Below are 24556 nucleotides of genomic sequence, written 5' to 3' on the forward strand. Positions count from 1 at the left end.
TTAATCAAGAGGCGTGGGCCATTCGCTGGCGGGCGCCCTCACAAGGAGTTAGCTGAATGAAAAAACTGATCGCTGCTTTCGCCGCTGTTGCGGCGTTTTCGGCCCACGCCGAGACCCTGACCGTTGCCGCCACTCCGGTGCCGCACGCGGAAATCCTCGAGTTCGTCAAACCGGCCCTGGCCAAGGAAGGCGTGGATCTGAAGGTCAAGGTCTTCACCGACTACATTCAGCCGAACGTACAGGTCGCGGAAAAGCGTCTGGACGCGAACTTCTTCCAGCACCAGCCGTATCTTGATGAATTCAACAAGGCCAAGGGCACTGATCTTGTAGCCGTGACCGGTGTGCATCTGGAGCCGTTGGGCGCTTATTCGAGCAAGATCAAGGATCTGAAAGACCTGCCCGGCGGTGCCAACGTGGTGATCCCGAACGACGCCACCAACGGCGGCCGCGCGCTGTTGCTGTTGGACAAGGCTGGCGTGATCAAGCTCAAGGATTCGAAGAACATCCTGTCGACCGTCAAAGACATCGCCGAGAATCCGAAAGACCTGAAGATCCGTGAACTGGAAGCCGCGACCATCCCGCGCGTGCTGACTCAGGTCGATCTGGCGCTGATCAACACCAACTACGCGCTGGAAGCCAAGCTTGATCCGTCCAAGGATGCGCTGGTGATCGAAGGCAATGACTCGCCATACGTAAACATCCTCGTGTCCCGCCCGGACAACAAGGACAGCGACGCGATGAAGAAACTGGCGGCTGCGCTGCACAGCCCGCAAGTGAAGCAGTTCATTACCGAGAAGTACAAAGGCGCGGTGTTGCCGGCGTTCTGATTTGGATGGCTGCAATGAAAAAGGGGACGCCAATGGCGTCCCCTTTTTTGTGTCTGGTGTCTGGCTTTGGACCTGCTGTGAAGCTTCCCCTCACCCCAGCCCTCTCCCAGAGGGAGAGGGGGCCGACCGAGGTGTCTGGCGCTATGCATCGACCTGAAAGATCCAGTCGATTATGGATTCAGCACAGCGCTTACAAGTCGGCGTATTGCTTCAGCATCCCCCAATCAGTCCCCTCTCCCTCTGGGAGAGGGTTAGGGTGAGGGGCTTTTCGCTTTCTGCGTTTATTTGCGGTTGAGCATCACCGGCAATTGCGCCACCAGTTTGGTGTTATTCAACGGCGCCCGAATAAACCCACGCTGCGTACCATCCGGCCCGATCACCGCCAGATTGCCGCTATGGTCCACCGTGTAATTCGGCTTGCTGGTATCAGCCGGAATGAACGGAATACTCACCGCATTCGCCACCTTCTGCAGCTCTTCGATAGATGAAGGCGTCAGGCCAATGAACTGCGGATCGAAGTAGCCCAGATACTGCTTCAACTGCTTCGGCGTATCGCGGTTGGGGTCCACGCTGACCAGTACGATCTGCAACTTGTCCACAGCCTCTTTCGGCAGTTCACTCTTGATCTGTCGCAGTTGCGCCAGGGTGGTCGGGCAGATGTCCGGGCAGAAGGTGTAGCCGAAGAACAACAGACTCCACTTGCCTTTCAACTCATCGATGGCAACCGGTTTGCCGTCCTGATCGGTCATGGTCACGTCCGGCAGGTTGCGGCTCTGCGGCAGCAGAATGATCCCGGCGTCGATCAGCGCAGTCGGATCGCCCTGGCCTTTGCCGTTCAGCACTTTATTCACGGTAAGCCCGAGGATCAGCGCGATCACGGCGACGAGGATGAAGACGGTTTTCTGGGTTCGGGTCATAGGTTCAACAGTAAGTAGTGGTCTACGAGCAGGGCGATGAACAACAGGAACAAGTAATAAATAGAGTACTTGAAGGTATTGATCGCCGCGTGCGGCCGAGTGCCACGGTACAGCACCACGGCCCATTGCAGAAACCTTGCGCCCAACGCCAGCGCACAGACCAGATACAACATGCCGCTCATGTGAATCACGTACGGCAGCAGACTCACCGCCAGCAGCGCGAAGGTGTAGAGCAGAATGTGTACTTTGGTGTAGTGCTCGCCATGGGTCACCGGCAGCATCGGAATGTCGGCCTTGGCATATTCCTCCTTGCGATGAATCGCCAGCGCCCAGAAATGCGGCGGGGTCCAGGCGAAGATGATCAGCACCAGCAACAGCGGTTCGGCGCTGACATGACCGGTGGCGGCGGTCCAGCCGAGCAGCGGTGGCGCGGCGCCAGCGAGGCCGCCGATGACGATGTTCTGCGGCGTCGCACGCTTGAGAAAACCGGTGTAGACCACCGCGTAACCGAGCAGCGAGGCGAGGGTCAGCCACGCGGTCAGCTGATTGGTGAAAGTCAGCAGCAGCGCCTGACCGAGCAGCGCCAGCACCAAGGCGAAGGTCAGCGCCGCCGCAGGTGAAACCCGGCCTTCGGCCAAGGGACGTTTGTGCGTGCGCGCCATTACCGCATCGATGCGCCGATCGACCACATGATTGACCGCCGCCGCACCACCGGCACACAAGGCGATGCCCAGATTGCCAAACACCAGCACTGTCCACGGTACGCCCGCGCGGGTGGCGAGGAACATGCCGACCAGCGAGGTGATCAGCATCAGCACCACGACTTTCGGTTTGGTCAGCTCCAGATAATCGCGCCACAGCGCTTGCGCCGCACGCTCGCCGATCAGACTCGCCATGGCGTTTCTCCTTTCAATGCGATGGGCGCGACGGCAGGTTTGTGCGCACTCAAGCGCCAGCGCGCCAGCACCGGTTGGCTCACCCGCAGCAGGCTGGTGCGGGCGTGGTAATTGACCAGTACCAGCGTCAGCAATAACGCCGCACCGCCAGCGTTATGGGCGACGGCCACCGGCAGCGGCAGATGAAACAGCACGTTGCTGATGCCGAGGGTGATCTGCGCGGCAAGGGCGATCAGCAGCAAACCGGCCAGTCGGGTCATGCCCACCACTTTCAACTGCCAGGCCAGACCGAGCAGTACGACCGTCACCAGCAGAGCGCCGATGCGGTGTGTCAGATGAATGGCCGTGCGCGCGTCGCTATCGAGTTGTCCGCCGAGATAATTCGGGCCGATGTGCTGGGTCAGGTGGAAACCGTTGGCGAAGTCCGCCGGCGGCAGCCATTGGCCGTGGCAGGTGGGGAAGTCGATGCAGGCCACCGCTGCGTAGTTGGAACTGACCCAGCCGCCCAAGGCGATCTGGCCGATCACCAGCAGCAGCCCCGCCGTCGCCCAATATTGCAGGCGCTTCGGTACCGTCAGCGCCGGCAGCACGCCGGACAACCTCAGCGTCAACAGAAACAGCAGACTCAACGTGGCAAAGCCGCCGAGCAAATGTCCGGTGACCACTTGTGGCCAGAGCTTGAGCGTCACCGTCCACATACCGAACGCCGCCTGGGCGATGACCACCGCCAGCAGAAACAGCGGCAGTTTCACCGGCTGGCCCGGATGGCGCCGGTTGACCCACGCGCGCCCGGCCAGCACTGAAATCAGCAAACCGAGGGTGCCGGCGAAGTAGCGGTGAATCATCTCGTTCCAGCCCTTGTGCGCCTCCACTGGCGCGTCAGGGAAGTGCAGTTCGGCATGGGCCAGTTGCGCCTCGCTTTTCGGCACGCTGATAAAGCCGTAGCAGCCTGGCCAGTCCGGGCAGCCGAGGCCGGCGTGGGTCAGGCGGGTGTAGGCGCCGAGCAGCACTACAATCAGTGCCAGCAGGGTGGCAAACAGCGCGAGGCGAAATCCAGGTTTGGCCATGACGATGCCCTCATCCGATGTTCGACAGTTTCAGCAGATGCCGCAGGTCGTTAAGCAGATCCTTGCCCTTCACATTCGGCTCGTAACGCAGCACCAGATTGCCGTGCGGGTCGACGATCCACAGCTGCGGCACGGCTTTGTCGCCGGTGGTCCTGGCGAACACGCCGGCATCCAGCGGATAGCGCTGCAGTTGCGGATATTCACGGTCGAGCTTGGCGGCGTAATCGGCGCTCAGTGGTTGCGCGGCGGCGAGGGCGTGGCTGGCGCGCCCGGCTTCGCGGCCGAGGCTGATCTGGATCTGCCGCGCCAGATAAACCAGTTGCTGGCAATCGACGGCACAATCCTTCGGCGCCGTGACCAGAATCTGCCAGCGCTGCTCGTCGGCCTGCACGCCGAGGTCGGCGCGGGTCTGGCCGTTGCCGATCAGCTCGCCGTGATAGCTGCGTCCTTCCGGCACCCAGAACTGCAATTTGTACATGCCGGTGGCGAGCAGCATCGGCCCGACCACGCCAAGCACGATCAGCAACAACTGAATGCGCCCGCGCCGGCGGCTGGGAACGGGTTTGGCCTCAGACATGCTGGGTGGATTCATGGCGCTTCCCATGGCGTTTCTCCTTTGCGTTGTGCCAGCCGAAATAGAGGTAAAGACCGAGCAGGGCCGTGGCCATGGCGAACCATTGCACGGCGTAGCCGAGGTGTTTTTCCGGACCCATCGCGACTACCGGCCAATCGGTCTGATAGCTGACCGGGCCGGGTTCGGCACGTAATTCGTAGGCGAAGCCGTCGCGCTCCAGGGTTCGCCACAATTTGCCCGGCTCGACGGCGGTGATGGTCTGCGGCCAGATACTGCTGACCGGATCGGCGTGCAACTGGAACGTTGCGCCGGGGGCGACATAGACCCAGGCGTCGAGCGTCAGCGTCTCGGTGGGTGTTGTAAATTGCGGCGGCACACGCCGGTCGGGCCAAGGCAACCAGCCGCGATTGACCAGCAGCCACAGACCGCTGCGTTGATCCTGAAACGGTTGCAGCAGTTCAACGCCGACCTTGCCGCCACGCTGGCGGTTGTCGAGCAACAGGGTATGGGCGGGGTCGAACTGGCCGTGCAGGCGCACGCGGCGGTAAGCCGGGTCGGCGTTGCCGAGCAGTTCACTGCTGGCCAGCGGTTCGGCCACGCGACGTTCGGCATAACTGGCCAGCAGCGCGGTTTTCTCCGCGCCCCGGCCCAGTTGCCAGAAGCCCAGCGCAACCATCAGCGGCAGCAACAGCGCCACCACGACAGTGGGAATCACGCCCGGGCGAAAGCGCTTCATGGGCGCGCCATAAAGTCAGTCATCGCGATCGCTATACTCAATTGCATCGCCTGTCCCCCGGAGTCTTGCCATGTTCAAAGCAGCGATCGTCCTGATGCTGATTGCCACGGTCGTCAGCCTGTTCAGCGGCCTGTTTTTCCTGGTCAAGGACGACAGCAGCTCCAATCGCCTGGTCATCGCCTTGAGTGTTCGGGTGGCACTGGCCGTGGTCACCGTCGGCCTGATGGCCTGGGGTTTCTATAGCGGCCAGTTGGTGTCCCATGCGCCCTGGTAGCGCCAGCAGTCAGAGGACGTAAACGAAGAAGAACAAACCGATCCACACCACATCGACGAAGTGCCAGTACCAGCTCGCCGCCTCGAAACCGAACTGGTGCTCGTTGTCGAAGTGGCCTTTCATGATGCGCATCAGCATCACGAACAGGATGATCGTGCCGATGGTCACGTGGGCGCCGTGGAATCCGGTGAGCATGAAGAACGTCGCGCCGTAGATGCCCGAGCCGAGGGTCAACCCCAGCTCTTTATAGGCGTGGATGTATTCCTCGGCCTGGAAACCGAGGAACGCGATGCCCAGCAGTACGGTGATCGCCAGCCACAGTTTCAGTGCACCGCGATGGCCTTTCTTCAGCGCATGGTGGGCAATGGTGATGGTCACGCTGGAGCTGACCAGCAGAATGGTGTTGATCAGCGGCAGGCCCCACGGGCTGATGACTTCTTTTGGCGGCGGGAACAGTTTCGGATCAGGTGTGTGCAGCAGCGGCCAGACAAATTCGAAGTTCGGCCAGAGCATGTGCGCGATGCCTTTCGGCCCCTCACCGCCCAGCGCCGGCCCGGACACATGGCGCACATAGAACAGCGCGCCGAAGAAGGCGACGAAAAACATCACCTCGGAAAAGATGAACCAGCTCATGCCCCAGCGGAACGAGCGGTCCAGCTGCGGGCTGTACAGCCCCGCGCGACTTTCCTTGATCACCGCACCGAACCAGCCGAACAGCATGTACGCCAGCAGCAGGCCGCCGACGAAAAAGATCAGCGGGCCGTGGGAGTCCGGGCGTGCGGCCTTGAGATCGTTGAACCAGGTGGCGAGGCCGTACACGGTGACGAACATCCCGAGCGTGGCGATGATCGGCCATTTGCTCTGGGCCGGGACGTAATAATGCTCATGAGTTGCCATTTATTGTTCTCCTTATCGGCCACGCTCAACCGCCAGTGTTAACAGCCACCGGCGGATGTCGGGCGGTGATATCGAACAGCGTGTAGGACAGCGTCAGGTGCTTCACTTCCTTGGGCATGTCGCGGTCAACGATGAAACGCACCGGCATCTCGATCTGTTCACCGGGTTGCAGCACCTGCTGGGTAAAGCAAAAGCATTCGGTCTTGTGGAAAAACGCCGCGGCGTTGCTCGGCGCGATGCTCGGCACCGCTTGCGCACTCATCGGTTTATCGGTGGGATTGCGCGCGATGAATACCATCTCGTTCACCGCGCCGGGATTGGCGGTCATCTCGTCGTGTTTCGGGTAAAAGTCCCATGGCATGTCGGCGGTGTTGGTCGAGAGAAACTGCACGCGCACCTGGCGCGAGGTGTCGACCACTTGCTCGCCCGCGTACTGGCCGCCGGTCTTGCCGTTGATGCCGAAGGCTTTGCACATCACGTCGTAGATCGGCACCAGGGCGAAACCGAAGACGAACATCGCCACCACCACCAGCAACAGGCGGATGACGAGCTTCTTCAGCGAGATCGAGTCAGCCATGATTCATGCCTCCCTCGTGTTCCCTGGTGGCCGGTGATGCTGTGGTGAGGGGATTTATCCCCGTTGGGCTGCGAAGCGGCCCTGAATCCAGCGCACACGGTCTACCTGATAAATTTCGATTGCAGATTTTGGGGCTGCTGCGCAGCCCAACGGGGATAAATCCCCTCGCCACGGGGGATCTGTGTACATCCACAGAAGATATGTGAGCATCCACTGGGGATCTGTGCCTCTGTACACATTGCAAAAAACAGGAGGTGTTCATTTCACTTCCGGCGGCGTGGTGAAGGTGTGATACGGCGCCGGCGACGGCACGCTCCACTCCAGCCCTTCGGCGCCGTCCCACGGTTTGGCCGGGGCCGGTGCGCCGCCACGGATGGTCTTGATGACGATGAACAGGAAGAAGATCTGCGTGGCGCCGAACATGAACGCGCCGATCGACGAGACCATGTTGAAGTCGGCGAACTGCAGGTTGTAGTCCGGAATCCGTCGCGGCATCCCCGCAAGGCCGACGAAGTGCATCGGGAAAAAGGTCAGGTTCATGCCCACGAACGACAGCCAGAAATGCAGCTTGCCGAGGGTTTCGTCGTACATGTGCCCGGTCCACTTCGGCAGCCAGTAATAGGCCGAGGCGAAGATGCCGAAGATCGCCCCGGGCACCAGCACGTAGTGGAAGTGCGCGACAACGAAGTAGGTGTCCTGGTACTGGAAGTCCGCCGGGGCGATCGCCAGCATCAGCCCGGAAAAACCACCGATCGAGAACAGGATGACGAACGCCACGGCAAACAGCATCGGCGTCTCGAAGGTCATCGAGCCCTGCCACATGGTGCTGGCCCAGTTGAACACTTTCACACCCGTAGGCACGGCGATCAGCATGGTCGCGTACATGAAGAACAACTCGCCCACCAGCGGGATGCCGACCACGAACATGTGGTGCGCCCAGACGATGAACGACAGGAACGCGATACTCGCCGTGGCGTAGACCATCGAGGTGTAGCCGAACAGCGGTTTGCGCGCGAAGGTCGGGATGATCTGGCTGACCGCGCCGAACGCCGGCAGGATCATGATGTACACCTCGGGGTGGCCGAAGAACCAGAACACATGCTGGAACAGCACTGGATCACCACCGCCGGCAGCACTGAAGAAACTGGTGCCGAAGTGGATGTCCATGAGCATCATCGTCACGCAGCCAGCGAGCACCGGCATCACTGCGATCAGCAGAAACGCGGTGATCAGCCAGGTCCACACGAACAGCGGCATTTTCATCAGGGTCATGCCGGGTGCGCGCAGGTTGAGGATGGTCGCGACTACGTTGATCGCGCCCATGATCGAACTGATGCCCATCAAGTGGATGGCGAAGATGAAGAACGTCACGCTTTCCGGTGCATAAGTCGTCGACAGCGGCGCGTAGAACGTCCAGCCGAAATTCGGCCCGCCACCGGGGGTGAACAGGGTCGAGACCAGCAGCAGAAACGCTGCCGGCAACAGCCAGAAACTGAAGTTGTTCATCCGTGGCAGGGCCATGTCGGGCGCCCCGACCATCAGCGGGATCATCCAGTTGGCGAGGCCGACGAAGGCCGGCATCACTGCACCAAAGACCATCACCAGACCGTGCATGGTGGTCATCTGGTTGAAGAATTCCGGCTGGACGATCTGCAGGCCGGGCTGGAACAGCTCGGCGCGAATGACCATGGCGAACGAGCCGCCGAGCAGGAACATGCAGAAGGCAAACCACAGGTACAGCGTGCCGATGTCCTTGTGGTTGGTGGTCAGCACCCAGCGCATCAGGCCTTTGGCGGGGCCGTGGGCGTGGTCGGCGTGACCGTGGTCATCGATGACAGCGCTCATGGCCGGTCTCCTTCACGAAAGTGGACGGGGCAGGCCAGGGCGCGCTGCCCCGACCGGTTCACTGAATACGCAATTGACCGGCTCATTTGCTTTCCGCCTGTTTCAGCTCCAGCACTTCTTTTGGCGTGACCATGTCGCCCTTGTTGTTGCCCCAGGCGTTACGTTCGTAAGTCACGACCGCTGCGATATCGACTTCCGACAGCTGTTTGCCGAACGCCGCCATGGCGGTGCCGGGTTTGCCGTGGTAGACGATGCTCAGGTGATCCTTGATCGGCCCGGTGGCGATTTTCGAGCCCTTGAGTGCCGGGAACATCGGCGGCAGGCCCTGGCCTTCGGCCTGGTGACAGGCCACGCAAGTGGTGTGGTAAACCTTGTCGCCGCGCTCCTTGAGCTCGTCGAGGGTCCATTCCTTGCTGGTCAGTTCTTTGAGCTGTGCGGCTTCGGCCTTGCGCTCGGCGAGCCATTTTTCGTAGTCGGCCTGCTCCTTGACCTCGACCACGATCGGCATGAAGCCGTGATCCTTGCCGCACAATTCGGCGCACTGGCCACGGTAGAGGCCGGGTTTGTCGATGCGCGTCCAGGCTTCGTTGACGAACCCGGGGATCGCGTCGCGCTTGACCGCAAACGCCGGCACCCACCATGAGTGAATGACGTCAGCCGAGGTCACCAGAAAGCGCACCTTGGCGCCGATCGGCAGCACCAGCGGCTTGTCGACTTCGAGCAGGTAGTGCTCGCCCTTGGCTTCTTTGTTGTGAATCTGTTCGGCGGGGGTGGCCAGGTTGCTGAAGAACTCAACGTCCTGGCCCAAGTATTTGTAGTGCCACTTCCACTGATAACCGGTGATCTGGATATCGATGTCCGGCTCGCTGGTGTCGTACATCTTGATCAGCGTCGCGGTGGCAGGGACGGCCATGGCCACCAGGATCAGCAGCGGCACGATGGTCCACATGATCTCGACGCCGGTGCTTTCGTGGAATTTGGCCGCGACCTGGCCGGTAGAGCGGCGGTGCACCATCATCGACCAGAACATGGCGCCGAAGACGATGATCCCGATCACCACACAGATCCAGAAAATGGTCATGTGCAGGTCGAATACTGCGTGACTGATTTCAGTCGCTCCAGGCGCCATATTCACAGTCCAGGCCGCGTTGGCCGGGCTGAAAATCGACCACAACAGGAGGCCCATCCAGACATGTGGATGTCGCATCATTGCGGGTTCCCCTTATCGTTCTTGTTATCCCGCCGGCGTATCGCCTGCGGCAAGGGAGCGGCTGCATCAGACTACGAACTTGAATCGCCGGGCCTTGCTGCGGGTGCAGTCGGGCGTCATCAGCTAACTCCATTCATTGGCGAGTATAGACAGCGCCCGGGAATTGCAACCCGGGCACGTAAATGAGCTGAAACACCCGGCGCTTGCGTTCAAGTGCCCGAATGGAGAAGGATGCAGACGAGTGGTGGCGAATGGATATAACGCAGCTGCATCAAGGATGAAATAATTATGACAAATGCGTCTTAGCGTTTTTCGTAAGCCAGCTAAGTTATGTCTTCCCTATTTCATTGCCTTGTTTCCTGGAGTTTTCATGAACACCGCCGCATTGCGCGAGCAGATCCAACAAGCCCAACAGCACGAAAAAGACACCGGCCTGCTGACCCGTCAGCTGGAAAGCAAGCTGCCTCACCTGCACCCGGCGATCCAGTTGCCGGAAGCCGACGCCCAGGGCGTGCTGACACGTTTTGTCGCCGCCTACATCGATGAAGTGCCGGACCTGCTGGATGCAGCCAATGAAGTCGCCAGGGAAGCGGGAATCGAATCGCAGATCAAACCGGTGCTGAAGATCGCCGAGCAGTATTTCCTCCAGCCGCCGGCGATCATGGCTGGGCACGTCGGCCTGGACAGCCTGCTCGACGAGGCCTATCTGGCACACCGTTTTGTCGAAGAGGTCAACGACCTGTACATCAAGCATTTCGGCCAGCCATTGATCCCCTTGGACATGACGGTCGCCAACCTGATTGCTCACCAATTGATCGGTGAGGAATTCGCCAACCAACTGGACGAAGCGGTGCATCACGCGATTGACGAGATGCTCAACGAGGAAAGTTTTGCCCTGGAATCGGTAGAAGCTTACCGCGAAAAACTCAGCAGCCCGGACACCGGCGCGGCGTGGAAACGCTGGCCGTGCATGAGCCGCCGGTTGGGTGTGGGGCTTGAGCTGGATCAGCCTGCTGCGTAACCCTCATACACCATAGATGCAATGTGGGAGCGAGCCTGCTCGCGAATGCGGTCGATCATTCAACATCTCTGTTGGCTGATACACCGCTTTCGCGAGCAGGCTCGCTCCCACAGGGTTTGTGTTCACAATGGATTATCTAGCCGGCCGCACCGATGCCGGTGTTAGTCCGCACCCGCCCCTCAAGCCTTCGCTTCAACCCACGCGATTCGATCAACAGCTTCGAACCCTTGGCCGCATTCGCCCGGCCCCATTCCTCAAGCAACTCCAGGCACGAATGGTCGATGTAGCTCAGGTTGTTGAGCGGCACATGCACTGTGGTGCCGTGAGGAATGCTGCCCAGAACCTGGGTCAGCGCCGGTACTTTGAGGAACGTCGCCGCGCCGACCAGACGCAATTCCATCTCGCCGTCCTGCGGCAGGTCGATCAGGCTGATCTTCAGGCGCGAAGCCTTGAATGCCAGCTTCAACATGGTCAGACCGAAGCCGATCAGCACACCGGTGAGCAGGTCAGTGAAGATGATCGCCAACGCTGTAGCGGCGTAGGTGAACATCGGCATCCGCCCGTACCGACCCAGACCACGGAAAGCTTTCAGGTCGACCAGCTTGAAGCCGGTATACACCAGCACACCCGCCAGACTCGCCACCGGAATGCTTTGCAGCACGCTCGACAGCAACAGCACGAATGCCAGCAGCCACAGGCCATGGAAAATCGTCGAGTAGCGTGTGGTCGCACCGGCCTGGACGTTGGCCGAACTGCGCACGATCACCCCGGTCATCGGCAGCGCGCCGACCAGACCGCAGAGCATGTTGCCGACACCTTGCGCCGACAGTTCACGGTCGAAGTCCGAACGCACGCCGCTGTGCATGCGGTCCACCGCCGCGGCGGACAACAGGGTTTCGGCACTGGCGATGAACGCTACGGCGAACGCGGCAATCAGCAGTGTCGGGTCGGCCAGATTCATCAGGTCGGCCGGCTTGAGCCAATCGATCGCTTCGGCCAGGTTCGCCGGTACCTCAACGCGCTTGACCTGCAACGCCAGCATCAGGCTCGCCACCGTCGCCAGACCCACACCGAGCAATGCGCCGGGAATGAAGCGCAGCGAATGCGGACGGAATTTTTCCCACAGCCACATCACCGCAATCGTCGACAGACCGAGCAGACCCGCCTGCCAGCCCAACGATGGCAAGGCCTGCGCCACGGCCGCCGGGAACGCCGTGAGGTTGTCCAGCCCGGAAGGCTGCGGCTTGGCATCGAGCATCACATGGATTTGCGAGAGCACAATCAACACGCCAATGCCCGCGAGCATGCCGTAGACCACTGCTGGCGCCGTGACCCGAAACCAGCAGCCAAGCTTCAGTCGCCCGGCGACCAGTTGCAGAAAACCGGCGAGCAGCAGGATCGGCCCGAGCATCTCGACGCCATGCTGGCGCACCAGCTCGAAAACCAGCACCGCCAGACCCGCCGCCGGACCGCTGACCTGCAATGGCGAGCCCGCCAGCCAACCGACCACCAGACCGCCGATGATGCCGGTGATCAGACCTTTTGCCGGCGGCAGCCCTGAGGCAATCGCGATGCCCATGCACAGCGGCAGGGCGACCAGAAACACAACCACGGAGGCGAGCAGCTCCCGTGGCAACACAGCTTTCAATTGAGCCGCACGCATGGCGATTCTCCCGAAGTTTTCTTCAGGCGTGGCGAGGCCGGACCGCTGAATCAGCGGCCGGCGTCATACCACACAGATTGTTGGGAAGATTTAGAAGCGCGCTTTGGGCGTCGCCACAGGAATCGGATGGCTGCCGTCGAGAGGCAGGAAACGACCCTGGTCCGCGTCGTAAGCTTTGATTTCGCTGGTTTCGATGTTGTAGACCCAGCCATGGATGAACAGATGACCGTTCGCCATGCGCGAGGCTACCGAAGGATGGGTACGCAAGTGCTGCAGTTGGGCGATGACGTTTTCCTCGGTGAGGATCGGCATGCTGTCTTTTTCGTCGGTGCAGTTGCAGTTGTCGTGCACCATGGTTTTCGCGACTTCAGCGTGGCGCAGCCAGGCTTTGACCGTCGGCATTTTTTCCAGGCTGTCGGGGTTGAGTACCGCGCGCATGGCGCCGCAATCGGAGTGGCCGCAAATGATGATGTGCTGCACGCCCAGCGCCAGTACCGCGTATTCGATCGCGGTGGAGACGCCGCCGTTCATCTGACCGTAGGGCGGCACCACGTTGCCGACGTTACGGGTAACGAACAGATCGCCCGGCGAGCTCTGGGTGATCAGCTCGGGAACGATGCGCGAGTCGGCGCAAGTGATGAACATCGCCTTGGGCGCCTGAGCGGTGGCGAGCTTCTTGAACAGTTCTTCCTGCTGCGGAAAAACGTCATGATGAAAACGTAAAAAGCCATCAACGATCTGTCGCAGTGCTGCATCGGCGGATTGTGCTTCAGGGCTTTGCGCCGAGGCAGCCAACGACTGTTTATCCTTGTCACTCATGATTCATCCTCTTGTGCGGATTCAGGGAGTCTTCCCCGGTATTCCGGTATGAAGCCAGTGGCTGTTTAAACCATCCGGGTCATCCCGACCCGTCAGTCACTCGATGAACAAGGTAGCCGCCGAAACTTAACTGAAACTGAATCAAACGCTCTAGAACGTGTGTTCCAGGTCACAAAAAACGTGACTGGCGTGTTTCGGCGGAAGGATTCCAACCCGTCAACCCAAAGCCAATTGTCGCTAAATCAACGACATCTGGCGACCCGGCGGACAGAAGGCCGAGCAGTCGAGGTTATAGCCCTCGCGTTTGTTCAGGCCAAGCTTTTTGATGGCCTTGGCAAATCTTTGTGCGAGCAGGTCTGCAAACGGTCCTTCACCGCGCATGCGCGCACCGAAACGGCTGTCGTAGAGTTCGCCGCCGCGACTCTGGCGGATCAGGCTCAGCACATGGGCGGCACGTTGCGGATAGTGCGCCTGCAACCACTCCTCGAACAGCGGCGCGACTTCCAGCGGCAGGCGCAGCATCATGTAGGCAGCGCTTTGCGCACCGGCGGCGTGGGCCTCGGTGAGCAGGCTTTCGATCTCACTGTCATTGATCATCGGAATCATCGGCGAACACAGCACGCCTACTGGAATGCCTGCTTCGCGCATGACCCGGATCGCGCGCAAGCGTGCCTTGGGCGCAGCGGCGCGCGGTTCGAGGATGCGTTTGAGTTCATCGTCCAGCGTGGTCAGGCTGATCATCACCGACACCAGCCGTTGCTGCGCCAACTCGGTCAGCAAATCGAGATCGCGCAGAATCAGCGAACCTTTGGTGACAATGGTCACCGGATGCCGGTAACGCAGCAGCACTTCCAGGGTCTGACGGGTGATTTTGTATTCGCGCTCGATGGGCTGATACGGGTCGGTATTGGAGCCGAGATTGATCGGCGCACATTGATAGCCGGGTTTGCTCAGCTGTTCCTCGAGGACCTGGGCGGCATTGGTCTTGGCAATCAGCCGGGTTTCGAAATCCAGGCCCGGCGACATGTCCCAATAGGCGTGGCTGGGCCGTGCGTAGCAATAGATGCAGCCGTGTTCGCAGCCGCGATAGGGATTGAGCGAACGGTCGAAGGGCAGATCCGGCGAGGTGTTGCGGCTGATGATCGATTTGGCCTTCTCGATGATCACTTCGGTGTTTTGCGTCTCTGGCACTTCCTGATACCAGCCATCGTCCTCGGCCACCGAACGACTGGGCGCAAAGCGGTTGTGCGGGTTGGTTGCGGTGCCGCGACCGCGAGGTGGCAATGGAGTAGACATGAAAACGCCCCGATACTGTATATGCGCACAGTATCGGGGCGATCCTCATCTGGCTAGTGCCGTCGGGCGAGTGGTCAGTTGTGGTTGTTCATGTCCGCTATGTTCGCGGAGAGGAACAGCATTCAGGGCTTTCTCTGATCGTAACCGACGTTCCCACAACTGTGTGCACATACACCCTGTCAGATATGACAGTAGACGTGGTTGCAAGCGCCGTCTTAGGTTAAAGCCTCATGACTAATAACGTCTTGCCAACCGGAATGGATTGAATGTGATGCCAATCAGAATTTTGCTTGAAATTGCAGAGATGGAACGCGACGGAAGTCCCGAGGTTGTTTTTTATCATTATGGCGATAACGCCACCGAAATGATGGACTACGACTACGCGCTATTTGCCTCTTCATCGCAGGCAAACGATCGCTATGACCTGCTTTCCGAAGAGGTTATCGATAGCGACGGGGATGGCGATATCGATAACCATGACAAGAGACTGTACTTGCAGTTGGCGGATGCGTTTGTGCAGTTCAGAGGTCTGAAATCGACACGATGAACACCGCTGACTCAACATGCGAAGTCATGTCGTGCCAGCGGTCTGTCGACACATTTCGCTCAGTTATGCGAGGTGAGCTGCCCAAGATCGTCACCGGAGGTCTGCTTCATATCCTCCGTACGCAACTCGGCAACATCGGCAGCTTTCACTGGCGCACCCTTGTTGCCCCAGCTGCCACGAATGAAACTCACCACATCCGCGACTTCCTGATCCGACAGGCGCCAGGCGAAACCGGGCATGGTGAAGGTCGATGGCGCGGTGTGCGTTGCCGGCAAAGTCCCGCCCTTGAGCACGATGTGGATCAGCGATGTCGGGTCATCCGTCTGCAGCACCGGATTGCCCGCCAGCGCCGGGAACACCCGGGTGTAGCCCTGGCCATCGGTACGGTGGCAGGCTGCGCAGTTGTCGATGTACACCGACGCGCCGCGTTGGCTGTCGTCGCCGTTCCACAGCGCTTTGGCCACTTTCTCGTCGTACTGATGCGGCTGATCCGCCGGGTCATTGGCCGGCAGTGATTTGAGATAACGGGCAATCGCGGTGAGGTCGGCATCGCTCATGTACTGCATGCTGTGGGTGACCACATCACTCATACCGCCGAACACTGCGCTGCGATCGCTGCGCCCGGTCTTGAGGAACTGCACCAGTTGTTCTTCGCTCCAGCTGCCGAGGCCATCCTTGTGATCGCCGCGCAGGCTCTTGGCGATCCAGCCTTCCAGCGGTGCGCTGCCGGCGAGGAATTCGCTGCCGTCCGCCGCGCTCAGGGATTTTTCCTGCATGGTCAGCGCACGCGGGGTGTGACAGGCGCCGCAGTGGCCGAGGCCTTCGACCAGGTATGCGCCACGATCGATCACCGGATCGGCCGATGTGGCCTGGTAATCCTCGACCTTCGGCGCAAACAGCCAGCGCCAGCCCATCAGCGGCCAGCGCATGCTCAACGGCCAGGGAATATCGCTGGCCTTGTTCTCCTGCGCCACCGGTTCGACGCCGTGCATGAAATACGCATACAGCGCCTGCATGTCGGCCTGGTTGACCCGCGCGTAGGACGGATAAGGCATCGCCGGGTACAACGTGCTGCCGTTTTTGGCCACACCGTGGCGCACGGCCTGATCGAAGTCTTCGAAGCTGTAGTCGCCCAGACCGGTCTTGTCCGGGGTGATGTTGGTCGAGTAGATCGTGCCGATCGGCGTCTCCATCGGCAGACCGCCGGCGAACGGCTTGCCGCCCTTGGCCGTGTGGCAGGCCACGCAGTCGCCGGCGCGGGCAAGGTATTCGCCTTGCTTGATCAGATTTTGATCAACATCGGCCGCATAAATTGCAGTGCTGCCGAGCAGGGCGACGGTGGCGATAACGAGGGTTTTCATGGTCATCGCTCCTTAAGCCTGCACCAGCGGGCCGGGGTTTTTCAGGTATTGCTCGCGGATCGCTTTTGCCGACCAGTAGGTCAGCGCCGCCACCAGCCCGGTCGGGTTGTAGCCCAGGCCCTGCGGGAACGCCGAGGCGCCCGGGACGAATACGTTGTGCACGTCCCAGCTCTGCAAATAGCGGTTCAGGGCGCTGGTCTTCGGATCGGTGCCCATGATCGCGCCACCGTTGAGGTGGGTGGTCTGGTACGAGGCGGTGTTGAAGTGATCGCCGACCTGCTTGCCGATCACTGCAATGGCTTTCGGGCCCATGGCTTGGGCGATCTTGCCCATTTTCTCGACCATGAAGCGGTTCATCTTGATGTCGTTTTCCTGCCAGTCGAAGGTCATGCGCAGCAGCGGCAGGCCGTAGGCATCGCGGTACACAGGATCGAGATCGAGGTAGTTGCCACGGTAGGACTGATGCGCGCCGTGGGCGTCCATCGACACCTGGTGGGTGTAGTAATCGGCGGTGGCGCGTTTCCACGCGCTGCCCCACGCCGGTGTGCCCGGCGGGTTCGAGGTGCCGGCAATCGGTCGACTGCCAGCCTGGTTGACCCACATCGGCGAACCGCCGACGAAGCCGTGCGGGCCGTGGTCGAAGTTGTCGGCGTTGAAATCGTCCACCGCCACGCCGTTGCCGCCAGCGCCGATGAAGTTGTTGGTGTGGGTGTCCTTGTCGAAGAAGGCCTTGATGGTGGCCATGTTCTGGTAGGCGAAGTTACGCCCGACCACGCCTTCGCCGCTGATCGGGTCGTACGGTTTGCCGATCCCGGACAGCAGCATCAGACGCACGTTGTGCAGCTGGAACGCGCCGAGGATCACCAGATCCGCCGGCTGCTCGATCTCGCGGCCCTGGCCATCGATGTAGGTGACGCCTGTGGCTTTGCTTTTCGTGCTGTCGAGATTGACCCGCAGCACATGGGAGTTGGGCCGCAGCTCGAAATTCGGCAGGGGCTTGAGCGCCGGCAGAATGTTCACGTTCGGCGAGGCTTTGGAATACATGTAGCAGACGTAGCCGCTGCAGAAACCGCAGAAATTGCACGGCCCCATCTGTGCGCCGTAGGGATTGGTGTACGGCCCAGAGGTATTTGCCGAAGGCAGGTTGTAAGGTTTGTAACCCACCTCTGTAGCCGCTTTACCAAACAGCTGTGCGGATACGGTGTTTTTCTGCGCTTCAAGCGGGAACGGGTTGGAACGATCCGCCGCGTATGGGTTGCCGCCCTTGCCCTGACCGACCAGTTGGCCTTTCACCGTCCAGGCCTGGCCGGAGGTGCCGAAGACTTTTTCCGCGAAGTCGAAAAACGGTTCCAGCTCTTCATAGCTGACGCCGAAATCCTGAATGGTCATGTCTTTGGGGATGAAGCTTTTGCCGTAGCGTTCTTCATAGTGGCTGCGCATGCGCAACTCGATCGGGTCGACACGAAAGTGCACGCCCGACCAGTGCAGACCGGCGCCGCCGACGCCATTCCCCGGCAGGAACGCGCCCAACTGGCGGTTGGGCAGGGCGATGTCGTTGACGCTGTGGCGAATGGTCACCGTCTCTTTGGAGATGTCCTGAAAGAGTTTCTTGCGCACGCTGTAGGTGAGTTCGTCGATCACCTGTGGATAGTTGCCGTCGGGGTAGGTGTCCTGCATCGGCCCGCGCTCCAGCGCCAGCACGTTGAGGCCCGCCTCGGTGAGCTCCTTGGCCATGATCGCGCCCGTCCAGCCGAAACCGACGATGACTGCATCAACCTTCTTCATTACCGTTGCCATGCTTACGCCCTCTCGCCGCGAATCGACACTGCCGGGAAGGGGTATTGCTCGTTGCGTTCCACCCAATCCATGAAATCGGCGCGGGCGCCGGGGAAACCGATCATGGTCCAGCCGACCATGCCTTTATTGCCACCGTGGATCGGGTCGCAGAAGAAACCTTCCTTGGTGTTTTGCAGCAGCAGATTGAAGAAAATCTTCGCCGGCACCGCGTCGAACTGCGGTTTGCCGGCTTCCAGTTGCTTGAGCAAATCGTCTCGGGTAGCGCTGTCTTGCTCGGCAAATGTTTTACCGCTCAGACCTTTTACCCATTGATCCGTGGCGGCGATGCCGAGGCGATAGATGTCTTTGGGCACCAGTTTGCTCTGCCAGCCCATCTCCGGTGCCGCGTCGGCATTGAACGGGCCTTGCATGTACCACAGGGCACCGGCGGCGTACGGGGTGTTCATCTGGCGGTCGATGTATTCCGGCACGCCCGCTTCGAGGGCACCGGGGCCTTGTGCGTCGTTGGGGATCAACTGGGCGACGGCGGCATTGATGAATGCCCATTCTTCAGCGGTGAAAAAGCTCGGCTGATAATCACCCGCGCCAACAGCGGCAGGTTTTGCTGCGGCCGGCGCCGGTGTACTTTCAGGTGCGGCTTGCAGCACGCTGCTGCCCAGGCCGGTACCGGCAAGCGTGACCACCGGAATCAGGGTCAGGGATTTGCGCAAGAATTCACGCCGCGGGTTGTCTCGATCTTGATCAGACATGGGGGGCACCTCATCAGGCATAGAAGTCAGCCGCTTCTGCGAGCAGCTCGAGGAATTTTGCGTTGCGACGATCAGGGTTCGGTCGGGTAAAGGCCGATCCCTCTGCAACATCATGTGACAAATGGTAGCAGGCTAAGCATCAAGAAAAACCGTTTTCCCGGAAAAAAGCCCGGCGAGGCGCCGATTCACGTTTCTTTGACGACCGGCTCACGGCGCGTTGACCGCTCAAAAGCGAAGCTGCAATTCCTCCCATGAAGATTGCCGAAACGGTCAGCCCAGCATGTATCGAGTGCGCTTTTTCCCCGCGTTATGTTTCTCGCTTGTTGCACTGTTGCATGGCATTGCCGCCCGGGCGGCCGACGCCACGCCATCTCGCCCGGCCGAGTGGGCGCAACCGGTAGAGGCGCAGTTCAACCTGTTCCGCATGTCACCGACGCTGTATCGCAGCGCCTTGCCCAGCCGCAGTGCGGTGCCGCTGTTGAACGATCTGCATGTCGTCACGGTGATCAACTTCCTGCCTGACGCTGATAGCGACTGGCTCTCCGCGCCGGGCATCAAGCAAGTGCAGCTGCCGTATCGCACCAACCACGTCGACGACAGCGATGTGCTCAAGGCTCTGCGCGCGATTCAGTCCGCCGAAGCCGACGGCCCGGTGCTCATGCACTGCAAGCACGGTTCTGACCGCACCGGACTGATGGCGGCGATGTACCGCGTGGTGGTACAGGGCTGGAGTAAAGAGCAGGCGCTCAAGGAAATGACCGAGGGCGGTTTTGGTGACAGTCAGCATTTCCACGACAGCGTGCGCTACGTGATGCAGGCCGATGTCGATCGGTTGCACGAAGCCTTGATCAATGGCGAATGCAGCACCAGTGCATTCGCCATGTGTTCGATGAAGAGCTGGTTCGACTCGGCCCACGTTCAGCGTTGATCAGTTCAATCGGCTGGCGCAGGAAACAGTGCGTTGTCGATGGGTTTTCCGAGAAAGGCTTGCAGTGCGGCGGGCAGTGCCTGCCTGTCCCCCGAGAGCAGGTGTTCGCGCATGTCGCGGCCCGTCTGTTCGTTGAACAGACCTTCACGTTCGAAGCGCTTGAACGCCTCGCTCGCCAGCACACCCGACCATTTGTAGGCGTACAGCGAAGCCTCATAACCGGTAACCAGATAATCGCAGCTGTTGGCGAAGCGGCAGTAGGCCGGGATGGACAGGTGCGCGAACTCACTTTGCACATCCTCGACTACTTGCTGAACAGTGCGACCGTCACCGTGGCAGCGGTGCAGTTCGAAGTCGACCAGCGCGTTCAGCAACAGCATTGCCGTCTCCCGGCTGCGCTGGATGCCTGTGGCGGAAAACGCGGTATTGGCCTGCGCTTCGGACAGACGCTCACCGCTCTGGTGATGCGTACCCAGCCAGCGCAGGAATTGCCCGGATAACGCCCATTTTTCGAACAGTTGCCCGACAAACTCGGCAGCGTCGCGGCTCAGATGCGAAATGCCGGACAGGTTGTAATGCGGCGAACGCGTCAGCACGTGATGCAGGCAATGGCCGAATTCGTGCAGCAGAACACGCAGATCCTGCGGATCCAGCAGGTGCGTTTGCCCGTTTTCCGCTGCCGGGTAATTGCATTGAAGCGAGGCAATCGGCAGTAATGGTCGGCCTTCGGCGGTGATCCGTCGATTGCGCAGTACACCGGTCCAGGCATAGTCGTTGCCCGCGTCGCGGTGGAACGGGTCGATGTAGATGTAACCAACCGGTTGCTGACGCTCGCTGATTTCGAACAGACGTACATTTTCTGCGAAACGCTCGTGGACGGTATTTTCGCTGATGCTGATATCGAACATATGCTCGCTGAAACGGCAGAGGCTGTGCAGTGTGGCTTCCAGCGCGAAGAACTCGCGCAGGTCCTGCTCCGTGCCGCCGGACTGCTTCAGGCGTAATTGCTCGGCGAGGAAATCGTGATCCCACGCTTCTAGCTGTTCAACCCCGTGCTCGCGGGCCAAGGCCTGCAAATCATCGGTCTCGCCCGCCAGTGACACGGCATTGCGGGCGATCTGCTGGCGCAGAAAACGGCCAACCTGATCGGTACCGGTAGCCATACGGTTGTGCAGCCGCAGATGGGCAAAGTTGTCAAAACCCAAGAGCCGGGCTTTGGCATGACGTGCGGCCAGCAGCGTCTGCAAAACCGGCCCGTTATCGAAGCGACCGGCGTGTGGCCCCTGATCCGAAGCGCGAGTGCACCAGGCTTTGAAATACTCCTCGCGCAGTGCGCGGTGTTGTGCCCGCTTCATGACCTGCTGGTAAGTGTTCTGATCCAGGGTCAGCCGCCACCCGGGCAGGCCGGCCTTGTGGGCATTGGCGGCCAGATGCGCCTGCATTTCGGCCGGCAGTCCCGCCAATAGCGCGGCATCGTCGATGTCCTTGCTCCATGCCGCGTTGACCGATTTGAGGTTGCTCATGAAGCGCTTTTCCAGCAGATCGATTTCGCCGTTCAATCGCGCCAGATCCTTGCGCTGCGCACTCGACAATTCGCTTCCCGCCAAGTGAAACCGGCGCAGGATTTTCGCCAGCGAGGCTTTGCGTGCATCACTGAAGCTGGCGGCTATGGAGCTCTGTGCCAATCGTTGATAAACCTGGAGCAACTGTCGATTGCCGGCCTTCGCAGTCTTGTAACGCTGCGCGGCGTGCGTACTCAGGGCTTCCTGCATCAACCACTGGGGCTCATCGGCATGACTGATCGAGAGGAATTCGATGATCGCCATGGTTTCATCCAGGCGCGCATCGGCTTCATCGATGGCAATTACCACGTCGTCCCAGTTGGGATGATCGACCTGAGTGGCGATGACGTTTTCGATGATCAGCAGGTTGTCGGCAACGATGCGCTCGACTGCTGGCAGCAGATGTTCGGCGCGTATCGCCGCCCAGGGCGGCAACTGCCAATGTTGTAAAAGTGGATTGGTATCAGGCATGGCGTCTTCCGTGAGAGAGGGCTGGATCGGCCAGCCTAATCAGGAAGCGCAGGGGCAAGGTGGTGGATAGATACCGCCACCTGCCGACGATGATCGGCAGGCAGCGGTCGTTGTCATTGTTGCTCGTCGGGCTTTTTCTTCAACTTCGGGTTGGGGAAGAACTGCACGGCCTGAACCTTTTTGTCGGCGGCAGGCTTCAGCGCGCTGGTATTGACCCGCGTGCCCAGCTCTTTGGGCACCGACAGGCCTTGCTCGTTGAGCGTGTCGGAGTAACCGCAGGCCACGCATTCACGGTGCGGCACGCCGTCTTCGTTCCACATCATCAACTTGTCCGGCTCGCTGCACGCCGGGCAGACCGCCCCGGCGATGAAGCGTTTCTTGGTGATCACAGGGCCGTCGCTCATGCTGCCGCGTCCTCACTCAGACCGCTGTGGCGCAGCAGCGCGTCGATCGACGGCTCACGGCCCCGGAAGTCGACGAACAGCACCATCGGTGCCTGCGAGCCGCCGCGCGCCAGAATCGCTTCGCGGAACGCACGACCGGTTTCAGCGTTGAGCACGCCGTCCTCCTCGAATTTCGAGAAGGCGTCGGCGGACAACACTTCGGCCCACTTGTAGCTGTAGTAACCGGCTGCGTAACCGCCGGCGAAAATGTGCGCAAAGCTGTTAGGGAAGCGGTTGTACGCCGGTGGACGCATCACCGACACCTCGTCACGCACGCCCTCCAGCACTTGGGCCACGCTGCGGCCATCGCCGTGGGTGGCGTGCAGTTCGAAGTCGAACAGCGAAAACTCCAGCTGACGCACCATCATCAGCCCGGACTGGAAATTCTTCGCCGCGAGCATTTTTTCCAGCAGGTCCTGCGGCAGTGGCTCGCCGGTCTCGTAGTGGCCGGAGATCAGAGCGAGGCCTTCCGGCTCCCAGCACCAGTTTTCCATGAACTGGCTTGGCAGCTCGACCGCATCCCAGGCCACGCCATTGATGCCGGATACGCCAGCGTGTTCGACGCGGGTCAGCAGGTGATGCAGGCCATGGCCAAACTCGTGGAACAGGGTGGTCACTTCATCGTGGGTCAGCAGCGCAGGCTTGCCGCTGTCGGCCGGGGTGAAGTTGCACACCAGATTGGCCACCGGGCTTTGCAGCACGCCGTCGACGGTGCGACGACGGTCGCGGGCGCCGTCCATCCATGCGCCGCCACGCTTGTTGGCACGGGCATACAGGTCGAAGAAGAAGCGGCCGACGTGCTGGCCGTTTTCCTTGATCTCGAACAGGCGGACGTCCGGATGCCAGGTGTCGAAGCCTTTCTGCTCGGCGATCTCGATACCGTACAAACGCTGAACGATGGCGAACAGGCCGCTCAGGACTTTATCGATCGGGAAGTAGGCACGCAGGGTTTCCTGAGCAACGCTGTAACGCTGCTCGCGAAGTTTTTCACCGTAGAAACCGCTGTCCCAGCTTTGCAGATCGGCGCAGCCCTGTTCGGCGGCGTAAGCGCGCAGTTGTTGCAGATCCTGCGCGGCGAACGGCTTGCTGCGCTGGGCCAGATCACGCAGGAAGCTCAGCACCTGATCGCTGGATTCGGCCATTTTCGTCGCCAGGCTCAGCTCGGCGAAACTGGCGAAGCCCAGCAGTCGGGCCAGTTCCTGGCGCAGGTCGAGGATCTCTTCCATCACCGGGCCGTTGTCGTTCTGGCCGGCATTCGGGCCTTGATCCGAGGCACGGGTGCAGTAGGCGGCGTAGACTTCTTCGCGCAGCGCGCGGTCTTGCGCGTAGGTCATCACCGCGTAATAGCTGGGGAATTCCAGAGTGATCAACCAGCCATCCAGACCTTTGGCCTGGGCGGCGGCAGCCATTTGCGCCTTGGCCGAATCGGTCAGGCCGGCGAGGGCGGCTTCATCGGTAATGTGTTTGGTCCACGCCTGAGTGGCGTCGAGCAATTGGTTGGAGAAGCGGCTGCCGAGCTCGGACAGCTTGCTCTGCACTTCGGCGTAACGTTTCTGCTCGGCTTCCGGCAGATCGATACCCGACAGACGGAAATCGCGCAGGGCGTGTTCCAGAATGGTTTTTTGCGCGACGTCGAAACTGGCAGCTTCCGGACTGTTGGCCAGCGCTTCATACGCCTGGAACAGTTCGCGGTTCTGGCCCATCTCGGTGGAGTAGGCGCTCAGAGCCGGCAGGCACGACTCGTAGGCTTCACGCAATTCGGCGCTGTTGCACACGGCGTTAAGATGGCTGACCGGGCTCCATGCCGCACCGAGGCGATCGTTGAGTTCGTCCATCGCCAGCACCAGACCGGCCCAGGTCGGGTTCTTGCCCTGGGTCTTGAGGATCTCGGCGATGGCGGCGCGGTTGTCCGCGAGGATGGTTTCGATGGCGGGCAGGACGTGTTCGGCACGGATCGTGGAGAACGGCGGCAGGTCGTAGGACTGCAAAAGAGGGTTGTTCACGCTCACGGTTGGCACCTTGGCTGGAAGAAACATGCGCCCATCTTAATTACAATCGACACTCACCGCAGCTATCGGC

Annotated in this window: 23 protein-coding genes; 5 read left to right on the top strand and 18 right to left on the bottom strand. The window is 60.6% G+C overall.

The window, feature by feature from the left end:
- The first annotated feature begins 56 nt into the window (after positions 1-56).
- Positions 57-827, top strand: coding sequence for a MetQ/NlpA family ABC transporter substrate-binding protein (locus ACZ9BE_RS24920; RefSeq protein ID WP_252879183.1), 771 nt, complete (start codon positions 57-59; stop codon positions 825-827).
- A gap of 281 nt (positions 828-1108) precedes the next feature.
- Here the strand turns inward: ACZ9BE_RS24920 and ACZ9BE_RS24925 are convergent, their stop codons facing one another.
- From ACZ9BE_RS24925 to ACZ9BE_RS24945, 5 genes are read right to left on the bottom strand one after another with little or no spacing between them, the layout of a single operon-like run.
- Positions 1109-1744 carry an SCO family protein gene (locus tag ACZ9BE_RS24925; RefSeq protein WP_122748192.1) on the bottom strand — a complete coding sequence of 212 codons (636 nt, stop codon included), beginning with the start codon at positions 1742-1744 and terminating at the stop codon, positions 1109-1111.
- Positions 1741-2640, bottom strand: coding sequence for a heme o synthase (gene cyoE, locus ACZ9BE_RS24930; RefSeq protein ID WP_095182288.1), 900 nt, complete (start codon positions 2638-2640; stop codon positions 1741-1743). The genes ACZ9BE_RS24925 and cyoE overlap by 4 nt, the downstream gene beginning before the upstream one ends.
- Positions 2628-3707: a COX15/CtaA family protein gene (locus ACZ9BE_RS24935; protein ID WP_095182287.1), complete on the bottom strand. Its 1080-nt coding sequence runs from the start codon at positions 3705-3707 to the stop codon at positions 2628-2630. Before ACZ9BE_RS24935 ends, cyoE begins: the two co-directional genes overlap by 13 nt.
- 10 nt (positions 3708-3717) lie before the next feature.
- A complete protein-coding gene (locus tag ACZ9BE_RS24940) occupies positions 3718-4311 on the bottom strand; it encodes a hypothetical protein (RefSeq protein ID WP_056791251.1) in 594 nt (197 codons plus the stop codon).
- Positions 4277-5017, bottom strand: coding sequence for an SURF1 family protein (locus ACZ9BE_RS24945; protein ID WP_476250045.1), 741 nt, complete (start codon positions 5015-5017; stop codon positions 4277-4279). Before ACZ9BE_RS24945 ends, ACZ9BE_RS24940 begins: the two co-directional genes overlap by 35 nt.
- Positions 5018-5087: 70 nt before the next feature.
- On the opposite strand from ACZ9BE_RS24945, the gene ACZ9BE_RS24950 reads away from it, so the two are divergent.
- Positions 5088-5291 carry a twin transmembrane helix small protein gene (locus tag ACZ9BE_RS24950; protein WP_016772330.1) on the top strand — a complete coding sequence of 68 codons (204 nt, stop codon included), beginning with the start codon at positions 5088-5090 and terminating at the stop codon, positions 5289-5291.
- Between the two features lie 9 nt (positions 5292-5300).
- On the opposite strand, the gene ACZ9BE_RS24955 is transcribed toward ACZ9BE_RS24950, so the two are convergent.
- From ACZ9BE_RS24955 to coxB, 4 genes are all read right to left on the bottom strand, one after another.
- Positions 5301-6188 carry a cytochrome c oxidase subunit 3 gene (locus tag ACZ9BE_RS24955; RefSeq protein WP_095182286.1) on the bottom strand — a complete coding sequence of 296 codons (888 nt, stop codon included), beginning with the start codon at positions 6186-6188 and terminating at the stop codon, positions 5301-5303.
- Between the two features lie 25 nt (positions 6189-6213).
- A complete protein-coding gene (locus ACZ9BE_RS24960; protein ID WP_476250046.1) occupies positions 6214-6765 on the bottom strand; it encodes a cytochrome c oxidase assembly protein in 552 nt (183 codons plus the stop codon).
- A 258-nt stretch (positions 6766-7023) separates the two neighbouring features.
- The gene (gene ctaD, locus ACZ9BE_RS24965) at positions 7024-8610 is read right to left on the bottom strand and encodes a cytochrome c oxidase subunit I (protein WP_016772327.1); all 1587 of its coding nucleotides are present in this window, start codon (positions 8608-8610) and stop codon (positions 7024-7026) included.
- 82 nt (positions 8611-8692) lie between these two features.
- On the bottom strand, positions 8693-9820 hold the full coding sequence (gene coxB, locus ACZ9BE_RS24970; RefSeq protein WP_016772326.1) for a cytochrome c oxidase subunit II: 1128 nt from the start codon (positions 9818-9820) through the stop codon (positions 8693-8695).
- A 370-nt stretch (positions 9821-10190) separates the two neighbouring features.
- On the opposite strand from coxB, the gene ACZ9BE_RS24975 reads away from it, so the two are divergent.
- The gene (locus ACZ9BE_RS24975; RefSeq protein WP_041476468.1) at positions 10191-10841 is read left to right on the top strand and encodes a hypothetical protein; all 651 of its coding nucleotides are present in this window, start codon (positions 10191-10193) and stop codon (positions 10839-10841) included.
- 136 nt (positions 10842-10977) lie between these two features.
- Here the strand turns inward: ACZ9BE_RS24975 and ACZ9BE_RS24980 are convergent, their stop codons facing one another.
- The 3 genes from ACZ9BE_RS24980 to ACZ9BE_RS24990 form a co-directional block, all read right to left on the bottom strand.
- Positions 10978-12504, bottom strand: a complete 1527-nt coding sequence (locus ACZ9BE_RS24980; protein ID WP_095182284.1) for a SulP family inorganic anion transporter — start codon at positions 12502-12504, stop codon at positions 10978-10980.
- 90 nt (positions 12505-12594) lie between these two features.
- On the bottom strand, positions 12595-13323 hold the full coding sequence (locus ACZ9BE_RS24985; RefSeq protein WP_016772323.1) for a carbonic anhydrase: 729 nt from the start codon (positions 13321-13323) through the stop codon (positions 12595-12597).
- A gap of 237 nt (positions 13324-13560) precedes the next feature.
- Positions 13561-14619 carry a PA0069 family radical SAM protein gene (locus ACZ9BE_RS24990; RefSeq protein ID WP_136493272.1) on the bottom strand — a complete coding sequence of 353 codons (1059 nt, stop codon included), beginning with the start codon at positions 14617-14619 and terminating at the stop codon, positions 13561-13563.
- Positions 14620-14890: 271 nt separating this feature from the next.
- Here ACZ9BE_RS24990 and ACZ9BE_RS24995 point away from each other — a divergent pair, with 271 nt between their 5' ends.
- On the top strand, positions 14891-15166 hold the full coding sequence (locus ACZ9BE_RS24995; protein WP_476250047.1) for a hypothetical protein: 276 nt from the start codon (positions 14891-14893) through the stop codon (positions 15164-15166).
- Positions 15167-15225: 59 nt separating this feature from the next.
- Here ACZ9BE_RS24995 and ACZ9BE_RS25000 read toward each other — a convergent pair whose 3' ends face one another.
- The 3 genes from ACZ9BE_RS25000 to ACZ9BE_RS25010 are packed head-to-tail and all read right to left on the bottom strand — an operon-like array spanning position 15226 to position 19073.
- Positions 15226-16527, bottom strand: coding sequence for a c-type cytochrome (locus ACZ9BE_RS25000; RefSeq protein WP_310218471.1), 1302 nt, complete (start codon positions 16525-16527; stop codon positions 15226-15228).
- A 12-nt stretch (positions 16528-16539) separates the two neighbouring features.
- A complete protein-coding gene (locus ACZ9BE_RS25005) occupies positions 16540-18324 on the bottom strand; it encodes a GMC family oxidoreductase (protein WP_041476464.1) in 1785 nt (594 codons plus the stop codon).
- A gap of 2 nt (positions 18325-18326) precedes the next feature.
- The gene (locus ACZ9BE_RS25010; RefSeq protein ID WP_095182280.1) at positions 18327-19073 is read right to left on the bottom strand and encodes a gluconate 2-dehydrogenase subunit 3 family protein; all 747 of its coding nucleotides are present in this window, start codon (positions 19071-19073) and stop codon (positions 18327-18329) included.
- 280 nt (positions 19074-19353) lie between these two features.
- On the opposite strand from ACZ9BE_RS25010, the gene ACZ9BE_RS25015 reads away from it, so the two are divergent.
- The gene (locus tag ACZ9BE_RS25015) at positions 19354-20001 is read left to right on the top strand and encodes a phosphatase domain-containing protein (RefSeq protein WP_256807407.1); all 648 of its coding nucleotides are present in this window, start codon (positions 19354-19356) and stop codon (positions 19999-20001) included.
- A 5-nt stretch (positions 20002-20006) separates the two neighbouring features.
- On the opposite strand, the gene ACZ9BE_RS25020 is transcribed toward ACZ9BE_RS25015, so the two are convergent.
- The 3 genes from ACZ9BE_RS25020 to prlC all read right to left on the bottom strand — a co-directional run bounded on the left by ACZ9BE_RS25020 (position 20007) and on the right by prlC (position 24486).
- Positions 20007-22034, bottom strand: coding sequence for a M3 family metallopeptidase (locus ACZ9BE_RS25020; protein WP_476250048.1), 2028 nt, complete (start codon positions 22032-22034; stop codon positions 20007-20009).
- A 113-nt stretch (positions 22035-22147) separates the two neighbouring features.
- On the bottom strand, positions 22148-22438 hold the full coding sequence (locus ACZ9BE_RS25025; RefSeq protein ID WP_016772316.1) for a YheV family putative zinc ribbon protein: 291 nt from the start codon (positions 22436-22438) through the stop codon (positions 22148-22150).
- Positions 22435-24486, bottom strand: coding sequence for an oligopeptidase A (gene prlC, locus ACZ9BE_RS25030; protein WP_095182345.1), 2052 nt, complete (start codon positions 24484-24486; stop codon positions 22435-22437). The genes ACZ9BE_RS25025 and prlC overlap by 4 nt, the downstream gene beginning before the upstream one ends.
- Positions 24487-24556: the final 70 nt, after the last annotated feature.

This window comes from Pseudomonas sp. TE9122, assembly GCF_056278925.1.

What these genes read in the sequence shown, in the direction of transcription:
- ACZ9BE_RS24920 (WP_252879183.1), top strand. Translation starts at nt 57, where the DNA reads ATGAAAAAACTGATCGCTGCTTTCGCCGCTGTTGCGGCGTTTTCGGCC.
- ACZ9BE_RS24925 (WP_122748192.1), bottom strand. Translation starts at nt 1,744, where the DNA reads ATGACCCGAACCCAGAAAACCGTCTTCATCCTCGTCGCCGTGATCGCG.
- cyoE (WP_095182288.1), bottom strand. Translation starts at nt 2,640, where the DNA reads ATGGCGAGTCTGATCGGCGAGCGTGCGGCGCAAGCGCTGTGGCGCGAT.
- ACZ9BE_RS24935 (WP_095182287.1), bottom strand. Translation starts at nt 3,707, where the DNA reads ATGGCCAAACCTGGATTTCGCCTCGCGCTGTTTGCCACCCTGCTGGCA.
- ACZ9BE_RS24940 (WP_056791251.1), bottom strand. Translation starts at nt 4,311, where the DNA reads ATGGGAAGCGCCATGAATCCACCCAGCATGTCTGAGGCCAAACCCGTT.
- ACZ9BE_RS24945 (WP_476250045.1), bottom strand. Translation starts at nt 5,017, where the DNA reads ATGAAGCGCTTTCGCCCGGGCGTGATTCCCACTGTCGTGGTGGCGCTG.
- ACZ9BE_RS24950 (WP_016772330.1), top strand. Translation starts at nt 5,088, where the DNA reads ATGTTCAAAGCAGCGATCGTCCTGATGCTGATTGCCACGGTCGTCAGC.
- ACZ9BE_RS24955 (WP_095182286.1), bottom strand. Translation starts at nt 6,188, where the DNA reads ATGGCAACTCATGAGCATTATTACGTCCCGGCCCAGAGCAAATGGCCG.
- ACZ9BE_RS24960 (WP_476250046.1), bottom strand. Translation starts at nt 6,765, where the DNA reads ATGGCTGACTCGATCTCGCTGAAGAAGCTCGTCATCCGCCTGTTGCTG.
- ctaD (WP_016772327.1), bottom strand. Translation starts at nt 8,610, where the DNA reads ATGAGCGCTGTCATCGATGACCACGGTCACGCCGACCACGCCCACGGC.
- coxB (WP_016772326.1), bottom strand. Translation starts at nt 9,820, where the DNA reads ATGATGCGACATCCACATGTCTGGATGGGCCTCCTGTTGTGGTCGATT.
- ACZ9BE_RS24975 (WP_041476468.1), top strand. Translation starts at nt 10,191, where the DNA reads ATGAACACCGCCGCATTGCGCGAGCAGATCCAACAAGCCCAACAGCAC.
- ACZ9BE_RS24980 (WP_095182284.1), bottom strand. Translation starts at nt 12,504, where the DNA reads ATGCGTGCGGCTCAATTGAAAGCTGTGTTGCCACGGGAGCTGCTCGCC.
- ACZ9BE_RS24985 (WP_016772323.1), bottom strand. Translation starts at nt 13,323, where the DNA reads ATGAGTGACAAGGATAAACAGTCGTTGGCTGCCTCGGCGCAAAGCCCT.
- ACZ9BE_RS24990 (WP_136493272.1), bottom strand. Translation starts at nt 14,619, where the DNA reads ATGTCTACTCCATTGCCACCTCGCGGTCGCGGCACCGCAACCAACCCG.
- ACZ9BE_RS24995 (WP_476250047.1), top strand. Translation starts at nt 14,891, where the DNA reads ATGCCAATCAGAATTTTGCTTGAAATTGCAGAGATGGAACGCGACGGA.
- ACZ9BE_RS25000 (WP_310218471.1), bottom strand. Translation starts at nt 16,527, where the DNA reads ATGAAAACCCTCGTTATCGCCACCGTCGCCCTGCTCGGCAGCACTGCA.
- ACZ9BE_RS25005 (WP_041476464.1), bottom strand. Translation starts at nt 18,324, where the DNA reads ATGGCAACGGTAATGAAGAAGGTTGATGCAGTCATCGTCGGTTTCGGC.
- ACZ9BE_RS25010 (WP_095182280.1), bottom strand. Translation starts at nt 19,073, where the DNA reads ATGTCTGATCAAGATCGAGACAACCCGCGGCGTGAATTCTTGCGCAAA.
- ACZ9BE_RS25015 (WP_256807407.1), top strand. Translation starts at nt 19,354, where the DNA reads ATGTATCGAGTGCGCTTTTTCCCCGCGTTATGTTTCTCGCTTGTTGCA.
- ACZ9BE_RS25020 (WP_476250048.1), bottom strand. Translation starts at nt 22,034, where the DNA reads ATGCCTGATACCAATCCACTTTTACAACATTGGCAGTTGCCGCCCTGG.
- ACZ9BE_RS25025 (WP_016772316.1), bottom strand. Translation starts at nt 22,438, where the DNA reads ATGAGCGACGGCCCTGTGATCACCAAGAAACGCTTCATCGCCGGGGCG.